Below are 21,819 nucleotides of genomic sequence, written 5' to 3'. Positions count from 1 at the left end.
CGGTAGCCCCTTGGCTGACTAGATTCGATGCATGGCGGACACCGTGCGAGAAATCGAGCGGAAATACGAAGCGGGCCCCGACGCCGGCCGGTTGCCCGACCTGACCCGCGCCGGCCGGGTCGCCACCGCGGCGGAGCGCGACCCCCGGGACCTGGACGCCGTCTACTACGACACCGCCGACCTGCGCCTCGCCGCGGACGGTGTCACCCTCCGCCGGCGCACCGGCGGCCCCGACGAGGGCTGGCACCTCAAACTCCCGGTCGTGCTCCCTGAGGTCACCGGCGCGGTGCGCGACGAGATCCGCGCCCCGCTCTCCGACGCCCCGCCCGCCGAACTCACCGCCCTGGTCCGCTCCCGGACCCGCGGCGCCGCCCTCGTCCCCCTCGTCCGCCTCCGCACCCGGCGCACCGTCCACGACCTCTGCGACGCCGCCGGCCGGCCGCTCGCCGAGGTCGCGGTGGACGAGGTGCGGGCCCGGCGGCTGCACCCGGAGGGCGTGCGGCGGAAGACCCGCTGGCGGGAGATCGAGGTCGAGCTGGCACCGGGCGTCGGCGCCGGCCAGGAGCTGCTGGACGAGGTCGAGCGGGTGCTGACCGAGGCCGGTGTGCGCCCCGCCGCGGCCCCGTCGAAACTGGCCCGCGCCCTGGCCGAGACGTCGCCGGCGGCCGCCACCCGGCCCACCGCCGACGGCCCCGGGGTCACCGAGGGCGCCGACGGCCCCGACCGCTCCGCCGACACCGCCGGCGACGTCGTCCTCCGCTACGTCCGCGCGCAGGTGCGGGCCCTCGTCGAGCTGGACCCGGCGGTCCGGCGCGAACTGCCCGACGCGGTGCACCAGATGCGGGTCGCCACCCGCCGGCTGCGCAGCGCCTTCCGCTCGTACGGCAAGGTCCTCGACCGCGCCGCCACCGACCCGCTGGGCGTCGAACTCAAGTGGCTGGCCGCGGAGTTGGGCGTCGGCCGGGACCAGGAGGTGCTCGCCGACCGGCTCACCACCGCCCTGGCCGGGGTACCCCGCACACTGCGGCTGGGGCCGGTCCGGGCCCGGCTGCGCACCTGGTCGGTCCGGCGCGGCGCGGGCGCCCGCGACCGGCTGCTCGACGCCCTCGACGGCCCCCGCTACCTCGCCCTCCTGGACGACCTGCACGCCCTGCTCGGCGCCCCTCCGCTGCGCGGCCCCGCCGCCCGCCCCGCCCGCTCCGTCGTCGCCGGCGCCGTCCTCAAGGACTACCGGCGGCTGGCCCGCCGCGTCGAGGACGCCCTCGACACCCCCGCCGGACCGGCCCGCGACGAGGCGCTGCACAACGCCCGCAAGGCCGCCAAGCGCACCCGGTACGCCGCGGAGGCGGCCACCCCGGCGCTCGGTCGCCCGGCCCGGAAGTTCACCCGGCGCGCCAAACAGCTCCAGCAGCTGCTCGGCGACCACCAGGACAGCGTGGTCGCCCGCGCCGCCCTGCGCGAGCTGGCGGCCCAGGCCCACCGGGCCGGCGAGAACGGCTTCACCTTCGGCCTGCTGCACGGCCGAGAGGAGGCCCTGGCCGACCGCCGGGAACGGGAGCTGCCGGGGCTCTGGACGAAGGTCTCCCGCCGCGGGCTCCGCCAGGCGCTGCGGGGGTGAACGGGGCGGCCTCCCCGCCCGTCCGCACGGCGTCCCGGGGCGCCGCCTTCCAGGATCGCCGTGCCGGAGGGTGCCCCCGGGCGGGTTACGCTTGTGAGTCGCCCCTTGTCAGCCCACGAAGGTTCGAGATGTCCGAGTCGGTTTTCCCGCAGCTCGAAGCTCTGCTCCCGCATGTGCAGAAGCCCATCCAGTACGTCGGCGGTGAGCTGAACTCCACGGTCAAGCCGTGGCAGGAGTGCGACGTCCGCTGGGCGCTCATGTACCCCGACGCCTACGAGGTCGGGCTGCCCAACCAGGGCGTCATGATCCTCTACGAGGTGCTGAACGAGCAGGACGGCGTCCTCGCCGAGCGCACCTACAGCGTCTGGCCGGACCTCGAAGCGCTGATGCGCGAGCACAAGGTGCCGCAGTTCACCGTCGACAGCCACCGCCCGGTCGGCGATTTCGACGTGTTCGGCCTGAGCTTCTCCACCGAGCTCGGCTACACCAACATGCTCACCGCCCTCGACCTGGCGGGCATCCCGCTGGAGGCGAAGGACCGTACCGAGGACCACCCGGTGGTGCTGGCCGGCGGGCACGCCGCCTTCAACCCCGAGCCGATCGCCGACTTCCTCGACTGCGCGGTCATCGGCGACGGCGAGCAGGCGGTCCTGGACATCACCCGGATCGTCCGCGAGTGGAAGGCCGAGGGCCGTCCCGGCGGCCGCGAGGAGCTCCTCTTCCGGCTGGCCCGCACCGGCAACGTCTACGTCCCCCGGTTCTACGACGTCGAGTACCTCGCCGACGGCCGCATCTCGCGCGTCGTCCCGAACCGCTCCGGCGTCCCGTGGCGGGTCTCCAAGCACACCGTCATGGACCTCGACGAGTGGCCCTACCCCAAGCAGCCGCTCGTCCCCCTGGCCGAGACCGTCCACGAGCGGATGTCGGTCGAGATCTTCCGTGGCTGCACCCGCGGCTGCCGTTTCTGCCAGGCCGGCATGATCACGCGTCCCGTCCGGGAGCGAAGCATCACCGGCATCGGCGAGATGGTGGACAAGGGCCTGAAGGCCACGGGATTCGAGGAGGTCGGCCTGCTGTCGCTGTCCTCCGCGGACCACACCGAGATCGGCGACGTGGCCAAGGGCCTCGCCGACCGGTACGAGGAAGACAAGATCGGCCTGTCGCTCCCGTCCACCCGGGTCGACGCCTTCAACATCGACCTCGCCAACGAGCTGACCCGCAACGGGCGCCGCTCCGGCCTGACCTTCGCCCCCGAGGGCGGCAGCGAGCGGATCCGCAAGGTCATCAACAAGATGGTCTCCGAAGAGGACCTGATCCGGACCGTCGCCACCGCCTACGGCAACGGCTGGCGCCAGGTGAAGCTCTACTTCATGTGCGGTCTGCCGACCGAGACCGACGACGACGTCCTCCAGATCGGCGACATGGCGGTCAACGTCATCGCCAAGGGCCGCGAGGTCGCCAAGTCCAACGACATCCGCTGCACGGTCTCCATCGGCGGTTTCGTCCCCAAGCCGCACACCCCCTTCCAGTGGGCGCCCCAGCTCTCCGCCGAGGAGACCGACGCCCGCCTGGCCAAGCTGCGCGACAAGATCCGCGGCGACAAGAAGTACGGCCGCTCCATCGGCTTCCGCTACCACGACGGCAAGCCCGGCATCGTCGAGGGCCTGCTCTCCCGCGGCGACCGCCGCATCGGCGCGGTCATCCGCGCGGTCTACGAGGACGGCGGCCGCTTCGACGGCTGGCGCGAGCACTTCTCCTACGACCGCTGGATGGAGTGCGCCGAGAAGACGCTGCCCGACTTCGGCGTGGACGTCGACTGGTACACCACCCGCGAGCGCACCTACGAGGAGGTCCTGCCCTGGGACCACCTCGACTCCGGCCTCGACAAGGACTGGCTCTGGGAGGACTGGCAGGACGCCCTCGACGAGACCGAGGTCGAGGACTGCCGCTGGACCCCGTGCTTCGACTGCGGCGTGTGCCCGCAGATGGACACCCACATCCAGATCGGCCCGACCGGCAAGAAGTTGCTGCCGCTGAGCGTGAAGAAGCCCGCGACCAGCGCAAACCCCCAGTAACGCGAACGACGCCTTACGACGGATCACCGACGCCGTGACTGACGTCACAGAGATTTGAGATGACTGAGGTGCTGAGCGCGCTCGGTGCCGGTGTCTCGGAGCATCGGCGATCCGTCGCGTCGGCAGAGGCCCCCAGAACGCCTCCGCCGACACAGGAAGGCCCCCTCGAACGTCCACTCCGAGTGAGTGGGTGTGAGGGGCCTTCGGGTGTGCGTGGGTCCTGGTTTCTGACGGTCGCCGGGGGCTGGGGCCGTGACGCCACCGCTCATGACGGTGCGAGAAGCTCTGGGGCTCGGAGCCGTTCACTCGTGAGTGGGGGATCCGCCTTAAATATGGTTCCGTCGCAGTCCAGTTGTCGAGCATGACGTACGACCGTCATCGGCTGGCCTGTGTGTCAGCCGCATCCGTGGGGGGATGGGCCGGTGGGGGATTCGTTCCGAAAGTCGCCTGTTCCCCAGACCGGAAGGAACAGAGTGATCAAGCACGCTCTCGCAGCAGCAGCACTCATGCTCACCCTCGGCGTGGTGAGCGCCGCTCCGGCGGCAGCCGATACGGGCACACGTAACGGCAACCATGCGCAGGATGCATACGGCAACACGGCTACCCACGGCGCTATGGACCCGCAGCTGTCCCTGATCGAGGGCACCCTCAATCGGCCCTGCGTCGCGATCCCCATCAAGGCCAACATCCAGCAACTCATCGGCCTGGTGAACATCGTCTCGCTCCAGGACATCCCGATTCTGTCCGCACCACAGAACCAGCAGTGCACCGACAACTCCACCCAGGCCAAGGGCGACGAGCCGCTCTCGCACATCCTCGACCAGATCCCAGTCCTGAGCAGCAACGGCGTCGATAACGGGTGACAGCTGGGCTAGGCCGTACCTGGGGCTTTCGGTGGCAGGGGGTGCGCCTATGGCGCTACGGCCGAAGCGGGTTGGCCGAATCGCTCGGAAGGGAGCTTGCGGCGCTCGTTTGCCCGCAGTTCGATACATGGCCACAACTGAGCCAGGGCGGTGAGGAGTTGCTGCCGCTGAGCGTGAAGAAGCCGGCGACCGGCGCAAACGGTCAGTGACGTGAGCGATGCCTTACGACGGATCGCCGATGCCGTGACTGACGTCATAGAAGTCGAGAGGGTTGAGGTGCTGAGCGCGCTCGGTGTCGGTGTCTCGGAGCGCTGGCGATCCGTCGTCCGGTCGGCAGAGGTGCCCAGAACGCCTCTGCCGACACAGGGAGGCCCCTCGAACGTCCACTCAGAGTGAGTGGGTGTGAGGGGCCTTTCGGCTGTCTGCGTCGTCTGCCGCGGGTGGAAGCTGATGAGCGGCAGTGGCCGCAGTCGAATGCTTAGGGCATATGCGCGTGTTGTCGTGAATCGTGCATGAATCGGGCTCTAAAGTCTCGACTTGTGGCCCAAGGCTTGGCTGTCCGTCTGGAGGACTGTGGGGCCGTAAGCGTCCGCTGAGGGGTGTGCACTCGGGGTGTATCGCTATCGCGCGGACGCTTCCGTAGTTCCCGGCTCGCACTGTGCTTCCGGCAGTGCGATCCGGGGACTGTGGATTAATGAGAACTCCCATTCTGATGAAGGGAGGCCCTTCTAACACCCACTCCGAGTGGACTGCGTCTGGGGTTTCGGATCACGTTGGCGTGGGACAAAAAGGAAAGGGCCGCTGACCAAGCCTCACCGGAGAGCTTGGTCAGCGGAGCTCTGTTCGTGCTGCGGATGACGCTGCCTTGAGCTTCGGGATTCTTACCAGCTCCCAAGAGGCTCGGCAGGTGGCTTTCGTGCCCGAGGGTGTGAGGTCGGGATGAGGCGTGCCCCCGGCGTCGGCCTGGGATGGGCGCCGGGGGTGGCGTTCATTCCTTGTCGCCCTTGCCGCCGAGGGCGAAGCTGTTGTTGCAGCCGATGTTTGAGCCCATCGTGGTGTTTTGGGCGCCGGGGGAGCCTTCACCGCCGAGCGCGTCACCCAGCGCTCCATCGAGGATCCCGACCTCGCCGAGCACGTTGACGTTCTCGTCGTGCGACCGGCACTGGCTTCCCTGTCTGATGTTGAATCCGCCGTCTCCCTTGCCGCCTTGCCTTCCGCCGGCGGCGTTGGCGGTGCCGAAACCAAGAAGGGAGACGCTGCCGAGGATGGCCACCAATACGGCAGCCTTCTGGAGCTTGCGCATTTCTTCTCCGATGGAGTGGAAGGGGTCGATCAGTAGCTGATCGACTTGGTGCGGCGGCAACGTTAGTAACGAAATATGGCACTATCGCTTAACGACTCACTGGAATTAGTTAAAATTCTCCTGCGGGAATAAATGGCATAGTAGGCGGGCCTGATTGTATGAATGATGTGCGGAATTCTCGGCAGGGTATTCGTAATGCCTTGTGCTCGACAGTCCGTCAATGAGTTGCTTCTCGGCTCCTGCTATGTCTGCTACGACGCTGTGAAGAGTTGGGAGCGTGAGCGGGCTCGATGGCGTACTGATGGTCGCCAGGGCGTGCTAGCTGCTGCCGGCTGGGTGGGACGGGCGTCTCCTGCCCGGTGGGCGTGGCCACGGTTGACGCTGCTCGGAGTCCGGAAGAAGGGTTCACGTCGGCGGGGGCGGCACGGGTGTTGGCCGCCGCGTGTCGGGCCGCTGGGCTGGACGGCTCGGCTTCGTTCATGGCTCGGCCGGCGCCTTTGTGGTCACCGATGTTGGAAAGGGCGCGGGCTTCCAGGGCCTTCCATGGCCGAGTACATCGACATGGCGCGCGGAGTCGCCTTGCCTTCGGCGCCTTCGATGGCGGCGCGGGCAAGGTTGATGGCCTGGGTGTGGTTGCCGAGGTAGTTGGCCTGGTGGCTGAGGTCGACCAGCATCACGCCTTAGGGAGTCTGCGCAGTGCTGCGCGGCTTGCGTACATCCGAGCGCCGTTGAAGCGCCCTTGCTCCTGGCCCGAGATTTGTCGTCACAAGCCACCCATGGTGAAACCGACTTGAAGGGGCAGGGCGTATGCAGGAGTACGAGGAGTTCGACATCCCATTCCCCCCACGGGTCAATCCGCTACTGCCCGCAGCGGAAACCCGGCATATCGAGTGGATGCGTGGCATGGGTCTGCTGGCCGGTCCGGAGGCCGAGGCGAAGTACCGGCTGTGGAGTCCGGCGGAGGTCGGGGCACGCTGGTTCTATCTGGCCCAGGGCGATGACCTGGCCCTGGGCTGTGACGTCTTCGGGTGGTTCTTAGCCTTCGACGACCAATTCGACGGACCGCTCGGCCAGCAGCCCGAGTCCGTGGCCGCCGTCATCGAGCGCACCGCCGCGGTACTGGACGGGGAATCCGACACGGCGGCCGTCAGCGGGCATCCGCTGACGGCCGCCTTCAGCGACTTATGGAAACGGGAGCGTGCCGGGATGTCCCCGGCATGGTGCGAACGCGCCGTTCGGCACTGGAAGCAGTACCTGCACGCCCACGTCACCGAGGCAACCAACCGCGTTCAGGGAGTCTGGCCGAGTACGCCGGACTACCTGGACCTGCGCTACCGCACGGGGTTCATGCCCCCGCTGCTGGACCTGATCGAACGGGTCTGGCGCAGCGAACTCCCCCCGCCGGTCTACGACAGCCCCGAACTGCGCCTGATGCGTTATGTCACCAACCAGAACATCAACATCGTCAACGACGTTCTGTCGCTGGACAAAGAAGAAGCCCAGGGCGATCAGCACAATCTCGTACTCATCATCGAACACGAACAGCGATGCACACGCTCCGAAGCCATCGACAGGGCCCGCCGCATGGTCGACGAGTGGACCCGCACTTTCAGCCGCACAGAACCCGCCATCACCAACGTGTGCGATCGGCTCGCAATCCCAGTCGCCGACCGCACCAACGTCTACGGCTGCATCGAGGGAATGCGCGCCGCGATCCGCGGCAACTACGACTGGTGTGCGCAGACCGGCCGCTACGCGGCTCACCGCCCCAGCAGCGTGCCGCTGCCGGCGGCAGTGAGCCCATGGGCACCAACGCCCTCCTGACACGTTGACCGTGCTCCGGGCACTGCCGCAGCCGACGACGGGGGCAACAGCCAGCCATAGTCCGGCTACCGGCATCGCCCCGCACGGCCGTCGTCGGCTGGCGGTGTGCGCGGGGCTGTCGGCGGTGAGGCGGTAGGCGAGTTGGGCACGGCCGGCGCCGGTGCGCAGCTCTTCGAGGATCAAGGGGCGCCGGTCGGTGCCGAGGGTCAGCCGGGAGGCCAGCAGGATCGGGGTCACGTCGGGGGCCTGTAGCGCGTCGCGTTCGTCGAGCGGCATCCGGGCGCTGACGGTCTCGTCCCAGGCGAGCTTGTGCCCGGCCGCAGTGGGAAGCGCGTAGATCAACTCCGGCTCGGTGTCCTGATGGCCAGTGCGGAACGTCTTGCCGCTGCGAGTGATGGTCCGCTCGAAGCTGACCGCCGGGGTAGGGAGGGCGCGGACGTAGCTGCGCTTGCCGTGGGTTACCTCGATGAGCCCTTCGGCAGCACGAATGACGTCTTGTGACGTCTCATCTCTGTATGGCCAAGGAGGCCACCGCTCATGCAGTCCATCCCTGTGGACACCTCGCGGCTCGGCGTACTGCGGTGCGCGGTCGGGCCCGAGCCGAAGCTCGCGGACTTCGAGACCAACAGGTCAAGAAGGACCGGGACGGCAACACCCTCGACCTTCCGGAGCCGGAACCGCTCAGACTGCGGGCCTGGGCACACACCCTCGGCTACCGGGGCCACATCCTCACCAAATCCCGGGCCTACTCCACCACTTACACCGCTCTGCGCGCCGAACGCGCCGAGTACCAGAGCGTCGCCGTCGGTGCCGAGCCGGGTGACGCCCCCGACGTGCTCACGGACGCGTGCCGGCGCTATGTCGGCTCCGGCCACACCCCCGGCGCAGCCCTCATCGCCGCAGGCATTGCCGAAGACCTCCGGCAGACCCGGCAGTTCTACGCAGCGGCGAGAAGAGGCGAGGGGGAGTGGAGCCCGTAGTCGCTCTACCCGAGCTTGAGGCCACTTCTCCACGCTGCCTGTCTTTGCCCCGCTCTGCGGGGGCCGGAGCGAGGGCAATGATCGAAAGCGAGATCGTGATCGTGGATGACGACGGTACCGAGGAACCATTTGATCCCTCGAAGTGGCTCACGTGGGAAAGCCGCCTCCCGGACTGCCCGGGAGGCGGCTCATGCGCTCGCGACTCGTGGCCTGTACACCTAGGCCGGCGTGGAGTCCCAGGTCAGGAGTACGTAGCCGTTTCCGCCTGGCTGGCCGTTGGTGCCTACCAAGCCTTTCTGTCCGTCCTTCCCGTAGTTCTCGGCCAGGTACTCCCGTGCCGCACCGCGTGCCCCGACACCGCCGTCACCGCCTCGGCCTCCGGAACCGCCCTGGCCTCCTTGGCCGATGGCCTGCGGAGGCGTGATCAAGGTGTCCTTGACGGCACCGCCCTTCCCGCCGTCACCGCCGGCTCCGCCCTGACCGGCTTGCCCGCCCTTGGCCGGGACCGTGTCCGGGTCCGTGAACAAGGCACCCCAACCGCCCCGGCCGCCGTACGCCCCCGGGCTCCCGGCCCGGCCCTGTTCGGCAGCGGCAGGCGCATACCATTGGCCGTCCTTGACCGACTTGCCGATCTCCGCATACCCCCCGGAGCTGGCCGTGCTGGCGACACCGCCGGGGCCGGGTGTTCCGCCGTCACCGCCGCGCTCACCGTAGGTCGGCGGGTCGGGTGTGGGGAACGGTGTCTGCTGGTACCGCGCGCACTTGGGCCCGGTGTTGCCGTTGCAGCCTCCTTCCCCAGCCTTGCCGCCGCCGGCTGCCTTGCCGCCGCCACCGCCACTGGCGTCCAGCAACCAGCCGACCCTGGGGTCGGTGATGTTCGAGCCGCTACCGTTGTCCCCGTCGCCGGGGTTGTACGCGTCCTGACCGCGCTTGCCGGGACTGTCCTTCGCGCCGGCGCCGCCCTGCGTGCCCACGCCGCCGGCGCCGCCGCCCTTGCCACCGACTCCGACGAAGATCTTCAACTTCTGGCCCGGTTGCACGGTGAAGCGGCCTGTGGCGTACGTGCCACCGCCCCCACCGGTTCCGCCCGCTCCGCCTCCGCCGCCGGCGCCGCCGCCACCGCCACCGTGCCGTACGTTCTTGGCCCAGATGGTGGCCGCGTCCGTACCTCCGCCTCCACCCCCACCGCCGCCCGTGGCGCCACCGGCTCCACCACCGCCTGCGCCCCATACGTACGCGGTGATGCTGTGCACGCCCTGGGGCACAGTGAACTCGGTCCACCCTGTGGTGGTGAACGCGGCCCGGCACGTACCGCTGGCGCACGGAACGCCAGCCGGTTGCGCGGGCACCGTTGAAGCCGATGGAGCCGCGGCCATAGTGCTGGCCAGAAATGGAGCCGCAAGGAGGGTGCGAAGCAGGGTTTTCAACGACAACTCCCTTGTCCCGTAGCTGCGTTCATGAAGTCGGGCTGTGGCAGCCACGACCCATTCGCCCACCCAACAGGCCACACCCCCGAGCCGCAGACGGAATCTGCGACCTTCAACTGAAAGGATGAAGTGTCGTATGTGCATGCACTGTTATGGCATGGGTCCCGCCGGGTGGTGAAGGCGCGAACGGATCAACGACGGCATCTTCTTCGGTGGGGGAGGGGCAAAGGACCCCCGTAGCCGGATCTGCCGACGGTACGCCTGGTTGCACCGTCCCCAGGCGGCCACTGCCCTGCCTGGCCCTGCTGCCCGGGCCGGGTACGTCGGGTGCTCACAGCCTGCCGAGCAGGTCCAGCAGGGTTGCGCGCTGTCGCGGCGTGAGGGGGGCGAAGACGTCCTCGACGACGCGTACGCGCTCGGCATGGAGCGACCGGCGCATGGCGGAGCCCTGGTCGGTCAGTTCGACCAGTGTGGAGCGCCGGTTGCCCGGGTCGGACAGGCGGCGCACCAGCCCGGCCTCCTCCAGCGCGTCGATGAGGGGGGTCACCGCGCGCGGCACCACGCCCAGTCGCTCCGCCAGTTCCGTCATCCGCGGCGGCGTCCCGCTGCGTGCCAGGAGGCCGAGCACGCGGGCCTGTGCGGGGGTGATGCCGAAGGGCGCGAAGCGTTCCGCCTGCTGGGCCCGCACGCGTTTGGCCACGCTCAGGAACAGTTCGCCCAGGCCCCCGGACGCCTCGTCGGTCTCCATGCACCGAGGCTAGCACCTGACTGAACCCCGTTCTTTATGAACCACCTTCTTAATGAGGGATTCTAATTAAGAGGTAACTTCAGTATGTTGATGGCGCCCGCGGGCGGATCGCTCGACGGGAACGGGAACCGGAACGGCGTCATGAACGGGCACGCGAAGCCGAAAGGGGTACCTGTGGCACACGGTCAGAAGGGGGAGGTCGTGGTGGAGACGGCCGCGGCGGAGACTGCCGCGGTGGCGCTGGGCAGCCGGGTGCTGGCAGCGGCCGGGTAGGGCGACATGGTGTGGGGGCATCTGGCGGTGCGCGACCCCGAGGGGCGGGGGGTGTGGATGAAGGCCCCCGGCTGGGGACTGGAGGAGGTCGGGCCGGACCGGGTCGTGCTGGTCGGCTGGGACGGCCGTTCCCTCGCCGGTCCGGACGGGGTGCACAAGGAGTATCCGATCCACACCGAGCTGATGCGGGCCCGTCCGGACGTGAACGTCACGGTCCATACGCACGCCCCGGCCGTCAACGCCTTCGCCGCGCTGAACCGGCCGCTGCTGCCGGTCAGCCACGACGCGGTCCTCTTCGCCGAGCACGGTCTGCCGCGCTACACCGCCACCGCCGGTCTCGTCAGCACCCCTGCGCTGGGGCGGGCGTTGGCCGAAGCGCTCGGCCCGGCGCGTGCCTGCCTGATGCCCCAGCACGGCCTGGCCGCGGTCGGCCGGGACCTCGCGCACGCCGTGCTGACCGCCCTGTTCCTGGAACGGGCCTGCCGCATCCAACTCACCGCGCAGGCCGCCGGCGAGATCCGGTGCTGGACCGGTCCCGAGGAGAGCGTGCGCAAGGCGGCGGAGTGCTGGCCGGACAGCCAGATGTGGGCGGGCTGGCGCTACTGGACCCGCCGGGTCGGCCACGCCGAGACCCGTTGAGGGGCGGTTCCCCGTGCCGCCGCTCCATCAGGCGATCGTCACCACCCGACCCGATGGCCGATCCGATGGCCGGCCCTACGACCTGGCCGACGTGGAGATCGAGCACACCACGGCCAACGGCGTCGCCGTCCGGGTCTACGTTCCCCGGAGCACCCCCGCCACGGTCGGTCTGGTCTGGGTGCACGGCGGTGGCTTCACGCAGGGCGGCCTGGATGTGCCCCATGCCCACCTGGTAGCGGCCCAACTCGCCCGCCGGACACCGGCGGTGCGTGCGGCCGTGCGCGGGAGCCGGGCCCGGCGCCGGAGCGGATGTGCGGCTGTGGTCAGGGAATTTGTTGCAGTGGTCTCGCGGGTGATGCGACGGTGCCGTCCGGGATCGTTGCCATGGAATGACGGTGAATGCTGTCGCTGTGGGCGATGAAGGGGAACGCGGTGCGGGGGAGGGCGGGCTGGCTCGGGCCCGAACGCCGGCGGATCGCGCTGGACTTGTGGGTTCGTCTCGTGGTGCGTCGGTGAACTCGACGGCGCTGCGGCCCGGTTGGGCGGGGTGTCCGGGCCGGCTGTCCGGGTCGGCTGTCCGGGCCGGGCGTTCGGATCGGGCGTTCGGGCCTGTCGGGTGGCCTCGGGGAATCGCCCTGCCGCCGCTAGAGGGAGATGAGGCAGCCGATGACGGGGGGACAGTGTCCGTGGATGTGCAGGTGGAGGAAGTCGTCGTCGTCCCCGAGGGGGCGCGCCTGGGCGGGCGCGACGAGTCCGAAGGTGAGGATTGCGCTTACCGCTGCGAGGGTGGCTATTCGACGGAGATGCGTCATGAGCTTGTGCCTCCTAGACGGGAGTTGGCGGCGCCCGAAGGCAGGCGCACCAGGAGCTACGCATTGATACGACGGTACCCGTTTGGGCGGTTTCGCCCCGAAAGGGGGTGGGCCGATCGCGTGAGTCGGATACCTGCCGCCGTGCTCTCGTCGTGGCCCCACCGGAAGGGCCGTCGGGGCGGCCGTCCAGGACCTGCCGCGGCGTTCCGGGCCTGCCCGGCGTTCAGGCCCTGAGGCCCTCGATCGCCACCGGGAGGTGGCGGGGGCCGCGCAGCACCGCGTTGGCACGGTACGGCGGCGGGTCCTCCAGCAGCCCGGAGAACCTGACCCGGCGGAACAGTTCCTCCACCGCCACATGGAGTTCCATCCGGGCGAGCGGGGCGCCGAAGCAGTAGTGGATGCCGGTGTAGAAACCCAGGTGCTCGTTGTCCTCGCGGTCGGGATCGAACCGGTCGGGGTCCTTGAAGCGCTTGGGGTCGCGGTTGGCCGCGGCCAGCATGAGCCAGACCGGCGAGCCCTGGGGGATCGTGGTGCCGGCGATGTCGATGTCGGCCAGGGCGGTGGTCCACGGGACGAACTGCACCGGCGGCTCGTACCGCAGCACCTCCTCGACGAGCGGCACGGCCAGGCCCGGCTCGTTCTGGAACCGCCGCAGGATGTCGGGGTGCCGCAGCAGCGTCAGGGTCGTGTTGGTGATCGCGTTGACGGTGGTCTCGTGGCCGGCGACCAGGAGCAGCACCGCGGTGGCCTCCAGGTCCGCCGCAGTCATGTCGGGGGCGAGCGCGCTGAGCATCCCGGGGCCGGGGTGGCGGCGTTTGGTCTCGATCAGTTCGGCCAGGTAGGCGCCCAGCTCCTGGCGCGCCCGCTGCCCCTTCTCCTGGCCGTCGTCGCCGCCGGAGTGGGGATCGAGCGCCGACGCCAGGGCATCGGCCCACCCGTGGAAGCGCGCTTCGTCCTCGCGCGGCACGCCCAGGACCTTGCAGATGGCGGTGACGGGGAGGGGGTAGGAGAAGTCCTCGACGATGTCGACCTGGTCCTTGCCCTCGAAGGCGTCCAGCAGCTCGGTGACGACCTTGGCCAGGTCGCCGCGCAGCGAGTCGAGGAACCCGGGGCTGTGCGGGGGCCCGAACGGCCGGTTGACGGTGTCGCGCAGCCGGTCGTGCACGGGCGGGTCGGTGAAAGTGAAGCTGGGCGGCAGGCCGGTCTCCTCCGGCGGCTGCCCGACGTGGGCGTAGCCGAGCCCACGGTTGCCGGTGTCGTTGCTCAGCCGCGGGTCGTTGGCCAGGTTCCGCACCTCGTAGTACGTGCTGACCAGGTAGGTGCCGTCGTCCTCCCGCCTGACCGGTGTCCGGCGCAGCTCCGCGTAGAGCGGGTACGGATCGGCCCGGTTGGCGTAGTCGGTGATCTTCGCGGAGATGGTCCCGAGCGTCATGGTGTCTCCTGAGGGCTCCGGGCGGCACAGGGCCGGTGATCAGGCCCGCGCCGGAACGAACTCGACACGCCGCTCGCTCGGCGAGTGCCCCGTCAGCGTGACGGTGGGCCCGTGCGTGGGCAGATGGGGATCGGGGAAGTCCGGGTCGACCGGCTGCAGCGTCTCGGTCCGGCGGTCGACCGTGCGGTACTCCGGCGGGAACGGCGCGCCGGCCGCGATCTGCTCCTGGTAGAACCCCAGCCACTTGGCTCCGTCGAAGGACGCCGCGGCGATCACCCGGCCGCGGAAGCCGTACACCGCGACGAACCGGTCCTCGGCGAGCGTCCCCTGGGCGACGACCAGCTGGTCGCCCAGCGGCGGCACGCCCACGGACTTGATGTTGACGCCGAACTGTGAGGACCAGAACATCGGCAGCCACAGATGCGGACGGCGCCTGGGACCTGCACAGATCATGTTGTGGGCGGCGATCTCGGCCTGTTCGACCGCGTTGCCCCAGTGCTCCAGCGACAGGAACTGGTAGTCGAACAGCGGGTGCGGGGTGCGGGCGACGTCACCGGCCGCGTAGATGTCGTCGGTGACGATGCCGTTGACGTCGAACACCCGGCACCCGGCGTCGCACGCGACCCCCCGGGGGCCCGCGGCCAGCCCCGAGCCGGCGAGCCACTCCGTGTTCCGGACGGCACCGAGCGAGACGACCGCCACCTCCACGTCGATCGCCGAACCGTCGGAGAGATGGGCGCGCCTGAGCCGTCCCCCGTAGTCGCCCTCCAGGGCGGTGACGCTGACCCCGCAGCGCAGATCGACTCCCTTCCGGCGCTGCAGCCGGTCCGCGACCGTGCCGATCACCCCGCCGAGCGCGCCGACCAGCGGCGCCGGGGCGCGCTCGGCGACCGTGACAGCCAGGCCCAACTCCCGGCATACGGAGGCGACTTCGGATCCCGTGAAACCGGCGCCGATCACCAGCACCCGGGACGCGCCCCCGGTCAGCTTCCGCTGCAGACGTGCCGAGTCGTCGCGGGTGCGCAGTACGAACACCCCGTCCAGCGCGGCCTGTTCCGGGTGGAACCAGGGCCGCGCCCTGGTCCCGGTGGTGATCAGCAGGCGGTCGTAGGGGACGGTGTCGCCGTTCGCCAGGCGCACCTGTCTGGCGTCCCGGTCCAGGCCCTCGGCGGCGACACCCAGACGCCATGCGGCGTCGATGTCACGTCGGCGCGGCAGCGCGGTGTCCTCGGGCCGGGTCCGCCCGAGGAGCGCCTGCTTGGACAGCGGCGGACGGTCGTAGGGTTCGTACGGCTCGTCGCCGATCATCGTCAGGGAGCCGGTGAACCCCTGCTCGCGCAGGGTCTCCGCGGCGCGCAGGCCGGCCAGCGAGGCGCCGACGACGACGATCCGGCCCTGCCGCCGCAGGACCTCGACGTCTGTGTCAGCCGACATCGGGCTCCACACCCCTCGTCGGCTCGTCGGAGTAGTCGACGAGGATGGCCTGCACCGGGCAGGCCGCCGCAGCCTTCTCCACGCGGTCCCGCTGCGTCTCGTCGAAGCGAGGGGAGAACAGCAGCGCCTCGTTGCCGTGGAGGGCGAACACGTCCGGGGCGAGGAACACGCACTGCGCGAATCCCTGGCACCGGTTGAGATCGACGACAAGCCTCATCTGGAACCCGCTTCCCGCTCGGACTCCGGCGGCCGCAAGCTCCGTAGCCCTTGCGCTCGGTCCACACGATCGGATGGCATGCCTCACCTTCAGGATCGACGCCGCCGCACCGGCCCGCAAACCGGGAGCGGACGCTCGCAACCGGCGCGGACGACCGGTGGCCTTCCCTGCTCGCGGCAGTTTCTGATATCGGAAACGCTACGTTGCATTCCTGGTCGGGGTCGCGTGTTCGTTGTGCGAGATCTCTATAGCTCGCACGTGAAGAGGGTGAAGCGGTTCGGCTGGATGTCGGTGTTCTGCATCCGGTGCAACGGACTCAAGCCTCAGCCGTTGCAATGGGTGCCTCGGGCGGCGCTGCCGGGACGGCGGCCCGCACAATGATCGCCATGGCACCGCAGCTGAGCGCACCGACCGTCCGTGTCCACGACTCGTTCCTCGCCGCCATGACGGAGTTCCGCGCCGAGGGCGTGCACCGTTCCCCTTACTCCGGCCTCGGTCGCGAACTGCGGACCTGGCACACCCGCTGGCGGTCGGCCGAGGGCTTCGCCGCCTACGTCCGCGAGATCGAAGGGGTCGGAACGGACGAGCGGCCCGACGGCCCCGTGCCGATGACCACGTTCTGGTGGGTGGACGGCACGGAGTACCTGGGGCGGATCACCGTCCGGCACCGGCTCACCCCGTCCCTGCGCGAGTTCGGCGGCCACATCGGCTACGCGGTGCGCCCCACCGGCCGCCGCCGGGGCCACGCCACCGCGATGCTGCGCGCCGTGCTGCCGCACGCCCACCGGCTGGGCATCGACCCGGTGCTGGTGACCTGCGACGAGACCAACACCGGCTCGCGCCGGGTGATCGAGGAGTGCGGTGGGGTTTTCGAGGACCGCCGGGCGGAGAAGCTTCGGTACTGGATCTCCGCGTGACCTCCGCGACGGCGCGGCGCCGGGCCGTCGCCGGCCCACCCGTCCGAATGGATTTCCCCGGGGCGGGCGGGATCGCGGCACCCGGCCCCGGCGCCCCGCCGGGAACCAGCCGGGACGCCGGCACGTACTCTAGGCAAAGACGTCCGGGCCCGATGTGTCCGCGCCCACGCGGGGACGGTCCGGACGGGGCGGCGCCAGCCGCGCCCTGAAACCAAGGAGAAGTAACACTGGGCAAGCGACAGCCCGAAGGCCCGCCGCCCGCACCGGCGGTGCAGCGCATCCGACTGCGTTACACCAAGCGCGGCCGCCTCCGGTTCACCAGCCACCGCGACTTCCAGCGCGCCTTCGAACGGGCCCTGCGCCGCGCCGAGGTCCCCATGGCCTATTCGGCGGGCTTCACCCCGCACCCCAAGGTGTCGTACGCCAACGCGGCGCCCACCGGGACCGGCAGCGAGGCCGAGTACCTGGAGATCCAGCTCGCCGAGCACCGGGATCCGGAGACGCTCCGCGCGCTGCTCGACGCCTCCCTGCCCGCCGGTCTCGACGTGACCGACGCCGTGGAGGCCCGCACCAGCGGCCTCGCCGACCGGCTCCAGGCGTCGGTGTGGGAGATCCGGCTCGACGGGGTCGCCCCCGAGGAGGCCGGGCGCGCCGTCGAGGCGTTCCTCGCCGCCGAGGAGGTGCCGGTCGAACGCCGCACCAAGAACGGCCTGCGGACCTTCGACGCCCGGGCCGCGGTCGCGCGCCTGGAGGCCGTCCCGGCAAAGGGCGGCAGCGAAGGCCCCGCTCAGGGCGATAGGCCCGACGGCAATGCCTGTGCGATACTGCGGCTGGTTGTTCGGCATCTGACACCTGCCGTTCGACCCGACGACGTCCTGTCCGGCCTCCGGGTTACGGCCGACCTGGCGCCGCCGGTCCCCGCAGCGGTGACCAGGCTGGCGCAGGGGCTGCTCGATGAGGAGACCGGCACGGTGACCGACCCGCTGGCGCCCGACCGCGACGCTGCCACGGCCGCCCCATCCACGGCCGCCGGGCTGAGTACCGCGACGGTGCAGGGCGGGGTCTCCCCGGCCACTTCCGGGGACGGCACTGCGTAGGACGCGTCGTCGCGTCGCCGATCAACCAGGGCGCCACCCCGGTCCGGCGGACGCACTGACCAGAAGACTTTCGCCGGTCCGGACCACGGGCCCGGCGAGCGAGACGACAGCTCCCGTGCGGCGCACGCGCCCCGGACGGCGGGACCGCGCCCAGCGCGCGGACCGCGGCCGGAATCAGGCGTGGCGCCCGGGAGCGTGACGGGAGAACCGCCCGCATGCTCGAATCTATTGAGCCCACCGAATCCTCGCGTCCCACGGACCGCGAGAGCGACAACAACTCGCCCAGTGACACGCTGCCGCCGCGCCGCCGGCGCCGCGCGGCGTCCCGCCCGGCCGGTCCGCCGGCCGGCGCCGTCGAGGCCGCCGAGGTGAGCACCGACCGCCCGGCCGCGGGCTCCGACACCGCGCTCGTCGCCGTGGCGCAGTCCGCCGCCGACGAGGAGAAGCCGGCCCGTCCGCGCCGCCGGGCGACCCGCAAGGCCACCTCCCCGGCCGGCTCCCCGCGCGCCGTCGTGTCCTCGGAGGCGCCCGAGCCCGCCGAGACCCCGGCCGCCGCCACCGCCGAGACCCCGGCCGCCGCTGCCGAGGAGAAGCCGGCCCGTCCGCGTCGCCGGGCCACCCGCAAGGCCACCGCTCCGGCCGGCGCACCGCGGTCCGAGGAGCCCGCCGCCCCGGAGGCCGTCGAGGCGCCCGCCGCCGTCGAGGAGGCCCCGGCCGCCCCCGCCGAGGAGGAGCCGCGTCCGGCCCGTGCGCGTCGCCGGGCGACCCGTAAGGCGACCGCTCCGGCGGCCGCCCCGGAGCCGGTCGTCGAGACGCCGGCAGCCGAGGAAGAGGCGGCGGACGAGGAAGCCGAGGAGGCGGCCGCGGCCGTCGAGGCGCCCGCCGCCGAGGAGGAGCCGCGTCCGGCCCGTGCGCGTCGCCGGGCCACCCGTAAGGCCACCGCTCCGGCCGCCGCCGCGGAGCCCGCGGCCGAGGCCCCCGCCGCGGAGGCCGCCGAGACCGAGGCGCCCCGCCGCCGGAGCCGCCGCCGTGCCGAGCGGCCCGCGGAGCCCGTGGCCGCCGAGGCGTCCGCGCCGCAGGCCGCGGAGGAGCCCCCCGCCGAGGCGCCGGCGCGCGGCCGCCGCCGGGCGCAGCGGCCGCCGACGGCCGTCTTCCAGGCCCCGGTCTTCGCCGAGCCGATGTTCCAGACCCCCGAGAGCGCCGCCGCCGAGCACGCCGCCGCCCGCCGCGAGGCGGAGGCGACCACGGAGACGTCGGAGGAGGCGCCGGCGGGCGCCCAGCGCCGCCGTCGCCGGCGCCGCGGCGAGCCGGCCGAGGCCGCGTCGGCGGCTCCCGCGCAGGTCGAGGAGCCGGTGACCGCCGAGGTCGCGGAGGCTGTCGAGACCGCCGAGGTCGAGGAGCCCGAGGAGCCCGAGGAGGAGCACGCCGAGGCCGGGACCGGCGAGGACGGCGACCGTCCCTCCCGCCGGCGCCGCCGGGGCGGCCGTCGTCGCCGCCGCGGCGAGATGGCCGAGGGTGCCGAGGAGCAGCCCGAGGCCGGTGCGGGCGAGGAGCCCGAGGAGGCCGCCGAGGGCGAGGAGCCGGAGGAGCACCCGGAGTCCGGCGCCGGCACCAGCAGCAGCCGCCGTCGCCGGCGCCGCCGCCGGCGCACCGGCGAGACCGCCGAGGCCGAGGGCACCCACACCGACGACCCGGAGCGCACCGTCGTCAAGGTCCGCGAGCCGCGCAAGAAGGAAGAGGGCACCGGCGCCGACGAGGTCCAGTCCATCAAGGGCTCGACCCGTCTGGAGGCCAAGAAGCAGCGTCGCCGTGAGGGGCGCGAGCAAGGCCGCCGCCGGGTGCCGATCATCACCGAGGCGGAGTTCCTGGCGCGCCGGGAGGCCGTCGAGCGGGTGATGGTGGTCCGCCAGAGCGGCGAGCGCACCCAGATCGGTGTCCTTGAGGACAACGTGCTCGTGGAGCACTTCGTCAACAAGGAGCAGGCGACCTCGTACGTCGGCAACGTCTACCTGGGCAAGGTGCAGAACGTCCTGCCCTCCATGGAGGCCGCCTTCGTCGACATCGGCAAGGGCCGCAACGCCGTGCTGTACGCCGGCGAGGTCAACTTCGAGGCGCTGGGCATGGCCAACGGGCCGCGCCGCATCGAGACCGCGCTGAAGTCCGGCCAGTCCGTCCTGGTCCAGGTGACCAAGGACCCGATCGGTCACAAGGGTGCCCGGCTGACCAGCCAGGTCTCGCTGCCCGGCCGCTACCTCGTCTACGTGCCCGAGGGCTCGATGACCGGTATCAGCCGCAAGCTCCCGGACACCGAGCGGGCCCGTCTGAAGCAGATCCTCAAGAAGATCGTCCCCGAGGACGCGGGCGTCATCGTCCGCACCGCCGCGGAGGGCGCGAGCGAGGACGAGCTGCGCCGGGACGTGGAGCGGCTGCAGGCGCAGTGGGAGGAGATCCAGAAGAAGGCGAAGGCGTCCTCCACCAGCTCGCCGAGCCTGCTCTACGGCGAGCCGGACATGACCGTCCGGGTCGTCCGCGACATCTTCAACGAGGACTTCTCCAAGGTCATCGTCAGCGGTGACGACGCCTGGGAGACCATCCACGGCTATGTCTCGCACGTCGCGCCGGACCTCGTCGACCGCCTGCAGCGGTGGACCTCCGAGGTCGACGTCTTCGCGACGTACCGGATCGACGAGCAGCTGATGAAGGCGCTGGACCGCAAGGTCTGGCTGCCCAGCGGCGGTTCGCTGGTCATCGACAAGACCGAGGCGATGGTCGTCATCGACGTCAACACCGGGAAGTTCACCGGTCAGGGCGGCAACCTCGAGGAGACCGTCACCCGGAACAACCTGGAGGCGGCCGAGGAGATCGTGCGCCAGCTGCGGCTGCGCGACCTGGGCGGCATCGTCGTCGTCGACTTCATCGACATGGTCCTGGAGTCCAACCGGGACCTGGTGCTGCGGCGCCTGCTGGAGTGCCTGGGCCGGGACCGCACCAAGCACCAGGTGGCCGAGGTCACCTCGCTCGGCCTGGTCCAGATGACCCGCAAGCGGGTCGGCCAAGGCCTGCTGGAGTCGTTCTCCGAGCAGTGCGTGCACTGCAACGGCCGCGGCGTGATCGTCCACATGGACCAGCCGGCGGCCGGTGGCGGCAAGCGCAGGAAGAAGGGCAAGGCCGGCGCGAACGGCGCCCAGCCGGAGCAGCCCGCCGAGGTCGCGGCCGAGGCCGTGCCGGCGGTCGCCGCCCCGGCGGAGGAGCCGCTGCCGGAGCTGGAGCCGGTCGCGGTGACCGAGGCCCAGCTGCAGCCGTCGGTGGACGGCACCGACGAGTGGTTCGGCAGCCCCGCGGAGGCCGAGGCCGCCGCGGCGGGTCGGAGCCGTGGCCGCCGCCGGGTCAGCCGGAAGGCGACGGCACCGGCGGGTGCGCCCAAGGCCACGGAGGCCGCCGCGATCGTGGTGCCGGCCGCCCCGGCTGCGGCCGCCGAGCCGGAGCCCGTCGCCGAGCCCGTGCCGGCGGCGGAGACGGCCCCCGCCGAGCCCGCGCCGCCGCGTGCGCGCCGCCGGGCGACCCGCCGGGTGTCCGCTCCGGCGGGCTCGCCGGAGGCCGCCGACGAGGCGGCGGGGACGATCGTGGTCGGCACGCCGGCCGCGGAGGCCCCTGCCGAGGCCCCCGAGCAGCCCGCCGAAGCGGCCGAGGGTGCCGAGCCGGCCCCCGCGGCGAAGAAGACCGCGAAGAAGACGGCGGCGAAGAAGACCACGGCCAAGAAGGCCGCGGTGAAGAAGACCACGGCCAAGAAGACGGCGGCGAAGAAGACCACCGCCAAGAAGGCCGCGGTCAAGAAGACCACTGCGAAGAAGACCACGACGAAGAAGGCGGCGGCCAAGAAGACCGCGGCGTCGTCGACGGAGGGCGCGGCGTAAGCCGCTCCGGTGCCCCCGGTGCTTGCACCGGGGCGGACTGAGCAGTGCCCGGACCCGGACCGTCGCGAGGCGGTCCGGGGCCGGTTTGACCCCCTGGTCGAGGCCCCGTAACCTTGACCGTCGGTGTCTGTGTGACACCACCCCTTCTGAGCAAACACCCCTCGGCCCCGCCGAGGGAGGCCGCTCGTCCCGCTCGTGGTCCACGGGTCGGATTCCACGGGACGTCCCTGAGCCCGTGAGAGCGGC

Annotated in this window: 17 protein-coding genes; 9 read left to right on the top strand and 8 right to left on the bottom strand. The window is 71.3% G+C overall.

The genetic code is table 11. The features are described 5' to 3' along the window. Positions 1-31 precede the first annotated feature (31 nt). The 3 genes from K2224_RS00825 (at position 32) to K2224_RS00815 (ending at position 4,556) form a co-directional block, all read left to right on the top strand. The gene (locus tag K2224_RS00825) at positions 32-1,618 is read left to right on the top strand and encodes a CYTH and CHAD domain-containing protein (protein WP_221904698.1); all 1,587 of its coding nucleotides are present in this window, start codon (positions 32-34) and stop codon (positions 1,616-1,618) included. Positions 1,619-1,746: 128 nt separating this feature from the next. Then, the gene (locus tag K2224_RS00820; RefSeq protein ID WP_221904697.1) at positions 1,747-3,693 is read left to right on the top strand and encodes a TIGR03960 family B12-binding radical SAM protein; all 1,947 of its coding nucleotides are present in this window, start codon (positions 1,747-1,749) and stop codon (positions 3,691-3,693) included. 473 nt (positions 3,694-4,166) lie between these two features. Further along, on the top strand, positions 4,167-4,556 hold the full coding sequence (locus tag K2224_RS00815; protein WP_221904696.1) for a rodlin: 390 nt from the start codon (positions 4,167-4,169) through the stop codon (positions 4,554-4,556). A 988-nt stretch (positions 4,557-5,544) separates the two neighbouring features. Here K2224_RS00815 and K2224_RS00810 read toward each other — a convergent pair. Together K2224_RS00810 and K2224_RS00805 are read right to left on the bottom strand one after the other, a co-directional pair. Further along, the gene (locus tag K2224_RS00810) at positions 5,545-5,859 is read right to left on the bottom strand and encodes a hypothetical protein (RefSeq protein WP_221904695.1); all 315 of its coding nucleotides are present in this window, start codon (positions 5,857-5,859) and stop codon (positions 5,545-5,547) included. 503 nt (positions 5,860-6,362) lie between these two features. After that, positions 6,363-6,536, bottom strand: a complete 174-nt coding sequence (locus K2224_RS00805; RefSeq protein ID WP_260693513.1) for a hypothetical protein — start codon at positions 6,534-6,536, stop codon at positions 6,363-6,365. Between the two features lie 130 nt (positions 6,537-6,666). Between K2224_RS00805 and K2224_RS00800 the strand changes: the two genes are divergently transcribed. Together K2224_RS00800 and K2224_RS00795 are read left to right on the top strand one after the other, a co-directional pair. Further along, positions 6,667-7,683, top strand: a complete 1,017-nt coding sequence (locus K2224_RS00800; protein WP_221904694.1) for a terpene synthase family protein — start codon at positions 6,667-6,669, stop codon at positions 7,681-7,683. Positions 7,684-8,264: 581 nt separating this feature from the next. Continuing rightward, positions 8,265-8,663 (top strand): replication initiator, encoded by a 399-nt coding sequence (locus tag K2224_RS00795; protein ID WP_313904737.1) that lies wholly within the window; start codon positions 8,265-8,267, stop codon positions 8,661-8,663. Positions 8,664-8,881: 218 nt separating this feature from the next. On the opposite strand, the gene K2224_RS00790 is transcribed toward K2224_RS00795, so the two are convergent. Continuing rightward, a complete protein-coding gene (locus K2224_RS00790; RefSeq protein WP_221909968.1) occupies positions 8,882-9,916 on the bottom strand; it encodes a hypothetical protein in 1,035 nt (344 codons plus the stop codon). 505 nt (positions 9,917-10,421) lie between these two features. Continuing rightward, positions 10,422-10,838 carry a MarR family winged helix-turn-helix transcriptional regulator gene (locus K2224_RS00785; protein WP_221904693.1) on the bottom strand — a complete coding sequence of 139 codons (417 nt, stop codon included), beginning with the start codon at positions 10,836-10,838 and terminating at the stop codon, positions 10,422-10,424. Between the two features lie 279 nt (positions 10,839-11,117). Between K2224_RS00785 and K2224_RS00780 the strand changes: the two genes are divergently transcribed. Further along, positions 11,118-11,750 (top strand): class II aldolase/adducin family protein, encoded by a 633-nt coding sequence (locus K2224_RS00780; protein ID WP_221904692.1) that lies wholly within the window; start codon positions 11,118-11,120, stop codon positions 11,748-11,750. A gap of 644 nt (positions 11,751-12,394) precedes the next feature. On the opposite strand, the gene K2224_RS00775 is transcribed toward K2224_RS00780, so the two are convergent. The 4 genes from K2224_RS00775 to K2224_RS00760 all read right to left on the bottom strand — a co-directional run bounded on the left by K2224_RS00775 (position 12,395) and on the right by K2224_RS00760 (position 15,645). After that, positions 12,395-12,562 (bottom strand): hypothetical protein, encoded by a 168-nt coding sequence (locus tag K2224_RS00775; RefSeq protein ID WP_221904691.1) that lies wholly within the window; start codon positions 12,560-12,562, stop codon positions 12,395-12,397. Positions 12,563-12,785: 223 nt separating this feature from the next. Continuing rightward, positions 12,786-13,994, bottom strand: a complete 1,209-nt coding sequence (locus K2224_RS00770; protein WP_221904690.1) for a cytochrome P450 — start codon at positions 13,992-13,994, stop codon at positions 12,786-12,788. Positions 13,995-14,033: 39 nt separating this feature from the next. Continuing rightward, on the bottom strand, positions 14,034-15,428 hold the full coding sequence (locus tag K2224_RS00765) for an NAD(P)/FAD-dependent oxidoreductase (protein WP_221904689.1): 1,395 nt from the start codon (positions 15,426-15,428) through the stop codon (positions 14,034-14,036). Next, positions 15,418-15,645 carry a ferredoxin gene (locus K2224_RS00760; RefSeq protein ID WP_221904688.1) on the bottom strand — a complete coding sequence of 76 codons (228 nt, stop codon included), beginning with the start codon at positions 15,643-15,645 and terminating at the stop codon, positions 15,418-15,420. The genes K2224_RS00765 and K2224_RS00760 overlap by 11 nt, the downstream gene beginning before the upstream one ends. Positions 15,646-16,031: 386 nt before the next feature. Here K2224_RS00760 and K2224_RS00755 point away from each other — a divergent pair, with 386 nt between their 5' ends. The 3 genes from K2224_RS00755 to K2224_RS00745 all read left to right on the top strand — a co-directional run bounded on the left by K2224_RS00755 (position 16,032) and on the right by K2224_RS00745 (position 21,573). Next, positions 16,032-16,562, top strand: coding sequence for a GNAT family N-acetyltransferase (locus K2224_RS00755; RefSeq protein WP_221904687.1), 531 nt, complete (start codon positions 16,032-16,034; stop codon positions 16,560-16,562). Positions 16,563-16,831: 269 nt separating this feature from the next. Next, a complete protein-coding gene (locus K2224_RS00750; protein WP_221904686.1) occupies positions 16,832-17,659 on the top strand; it encodes a TIGR03936 family radical SAM-associated protein in 828 nt (275 codons plus the stop codon). Positions 17,660-17,874: 215 nt separating this feature from the next. Further along, the gene (locus tag K2224_RS00745; protein WP_221904685.1) at positions 17,875-21,573 is read left to right on the top strand and encodes an Rne/Rng family ribonuclease; all 3,699 of its coding nucleotides are present in this window, start codon (positions 17,875-17,877) and stop codon (positions 21,571-21,573) included. Positions 21,574-21,819: the final 246 nt, after the last annotated feature.

Origin of the sequence: Streptomyces sp. BHT-5-2, assembly GCF_019774615.1 — a bacterium.
Lineage (GTDB): Bacteria > Actinomycetota > Actinomycetes > Streptomycetales > Streptomycetaceae > Streptomyces.
The sequence above is the reverse complement of the archived record's forward strand: the minus strand, read 5'-3'. Positions and strand labels throughout refer to the sequence as shown.

Coding starts and splice junctions, on each gene's coding strand:
- K2224_RS00820 (WP_221904697.1), top strand. CDS start 1,747: ATGTCCGAGTCGGTTTTCCCGCAGCTCGAAGCTCTGCTCCCGCATGTG.
- K2224_RS00745 (WP_221904685.1), top strand. CDS start 17,875: ATGCTCGAATCTATTGAGCCCACCGAATCCTCGCGTCCCACGGACCGC.
- K2224_RS00825 (WP_221904698.1), top strand. CDS start 32: ATGGCGGACACCGTGCGAGAAATCGAGCGGAAATACGAAGCGGGCCCC.
- K2224_RS00770 (WP_221904690.1), bottom strand. CDS start 13,994: ATGACGCTCGGGACCATCTCCGCGAAGATCACCGACTACGCCAACCGG.
- K2224_RS00755 (WP_221904687.1), top strand. CDS start 16,032: ATGGCACCGCAGCTGAGCGCACCGACCGTCCGTGTCCACGACTCGTTC.
- K2224_RS00765 (WP_221904689.1), bottom strand. CDS start 15,428: ATGTCGGCTGACACAGACGTCGAGGTCCTGCGGCGGCAGGGCCGGATC.
- K2224_RS00800 (WP_221904694.1), top strand. CDS start 6,667: ATGCAGGAGTACGAGGAGTTCGACATCCCATTCCCCCCACGGGTCAAT.
- K2224_RS00780 (WP_221904692.1), top strand. CDS start 11,118: ATGGTGTGGGGGCATCTGGCGGTGCGCGACCCCGAGGGGCGGGGGGTG.
- K2224_RS00785 (WP_221904693.1), bottom strand. CDS start 10,838: ATGGAGACCGACGAGGCGTCCGGGGGCCTGGGCGAACTGTTCCTGAGC.
- K2224_RS00810 (WP_221904695.1), bottom strand. CDS start 5,859: ATGCGCAAGCTCCAGAAGGCTGCCGTATTGGTGGCCATCCTCGGCAGC.
- K2224_RS00775 (WP_221904691.1), bottom strand. CDS start 12,562: ATGACGCATCTCCGTCGAATAGCCACCCTCGCAGCGGTAAGCGCAATC.
- K2224_RS00760 (WP_221904688.1), bottom strand. CDS start 15,645: ATGAGGCTTGTCGTCGATCTCAACCGGTGCCAGGGATTCGCGCAGTGC.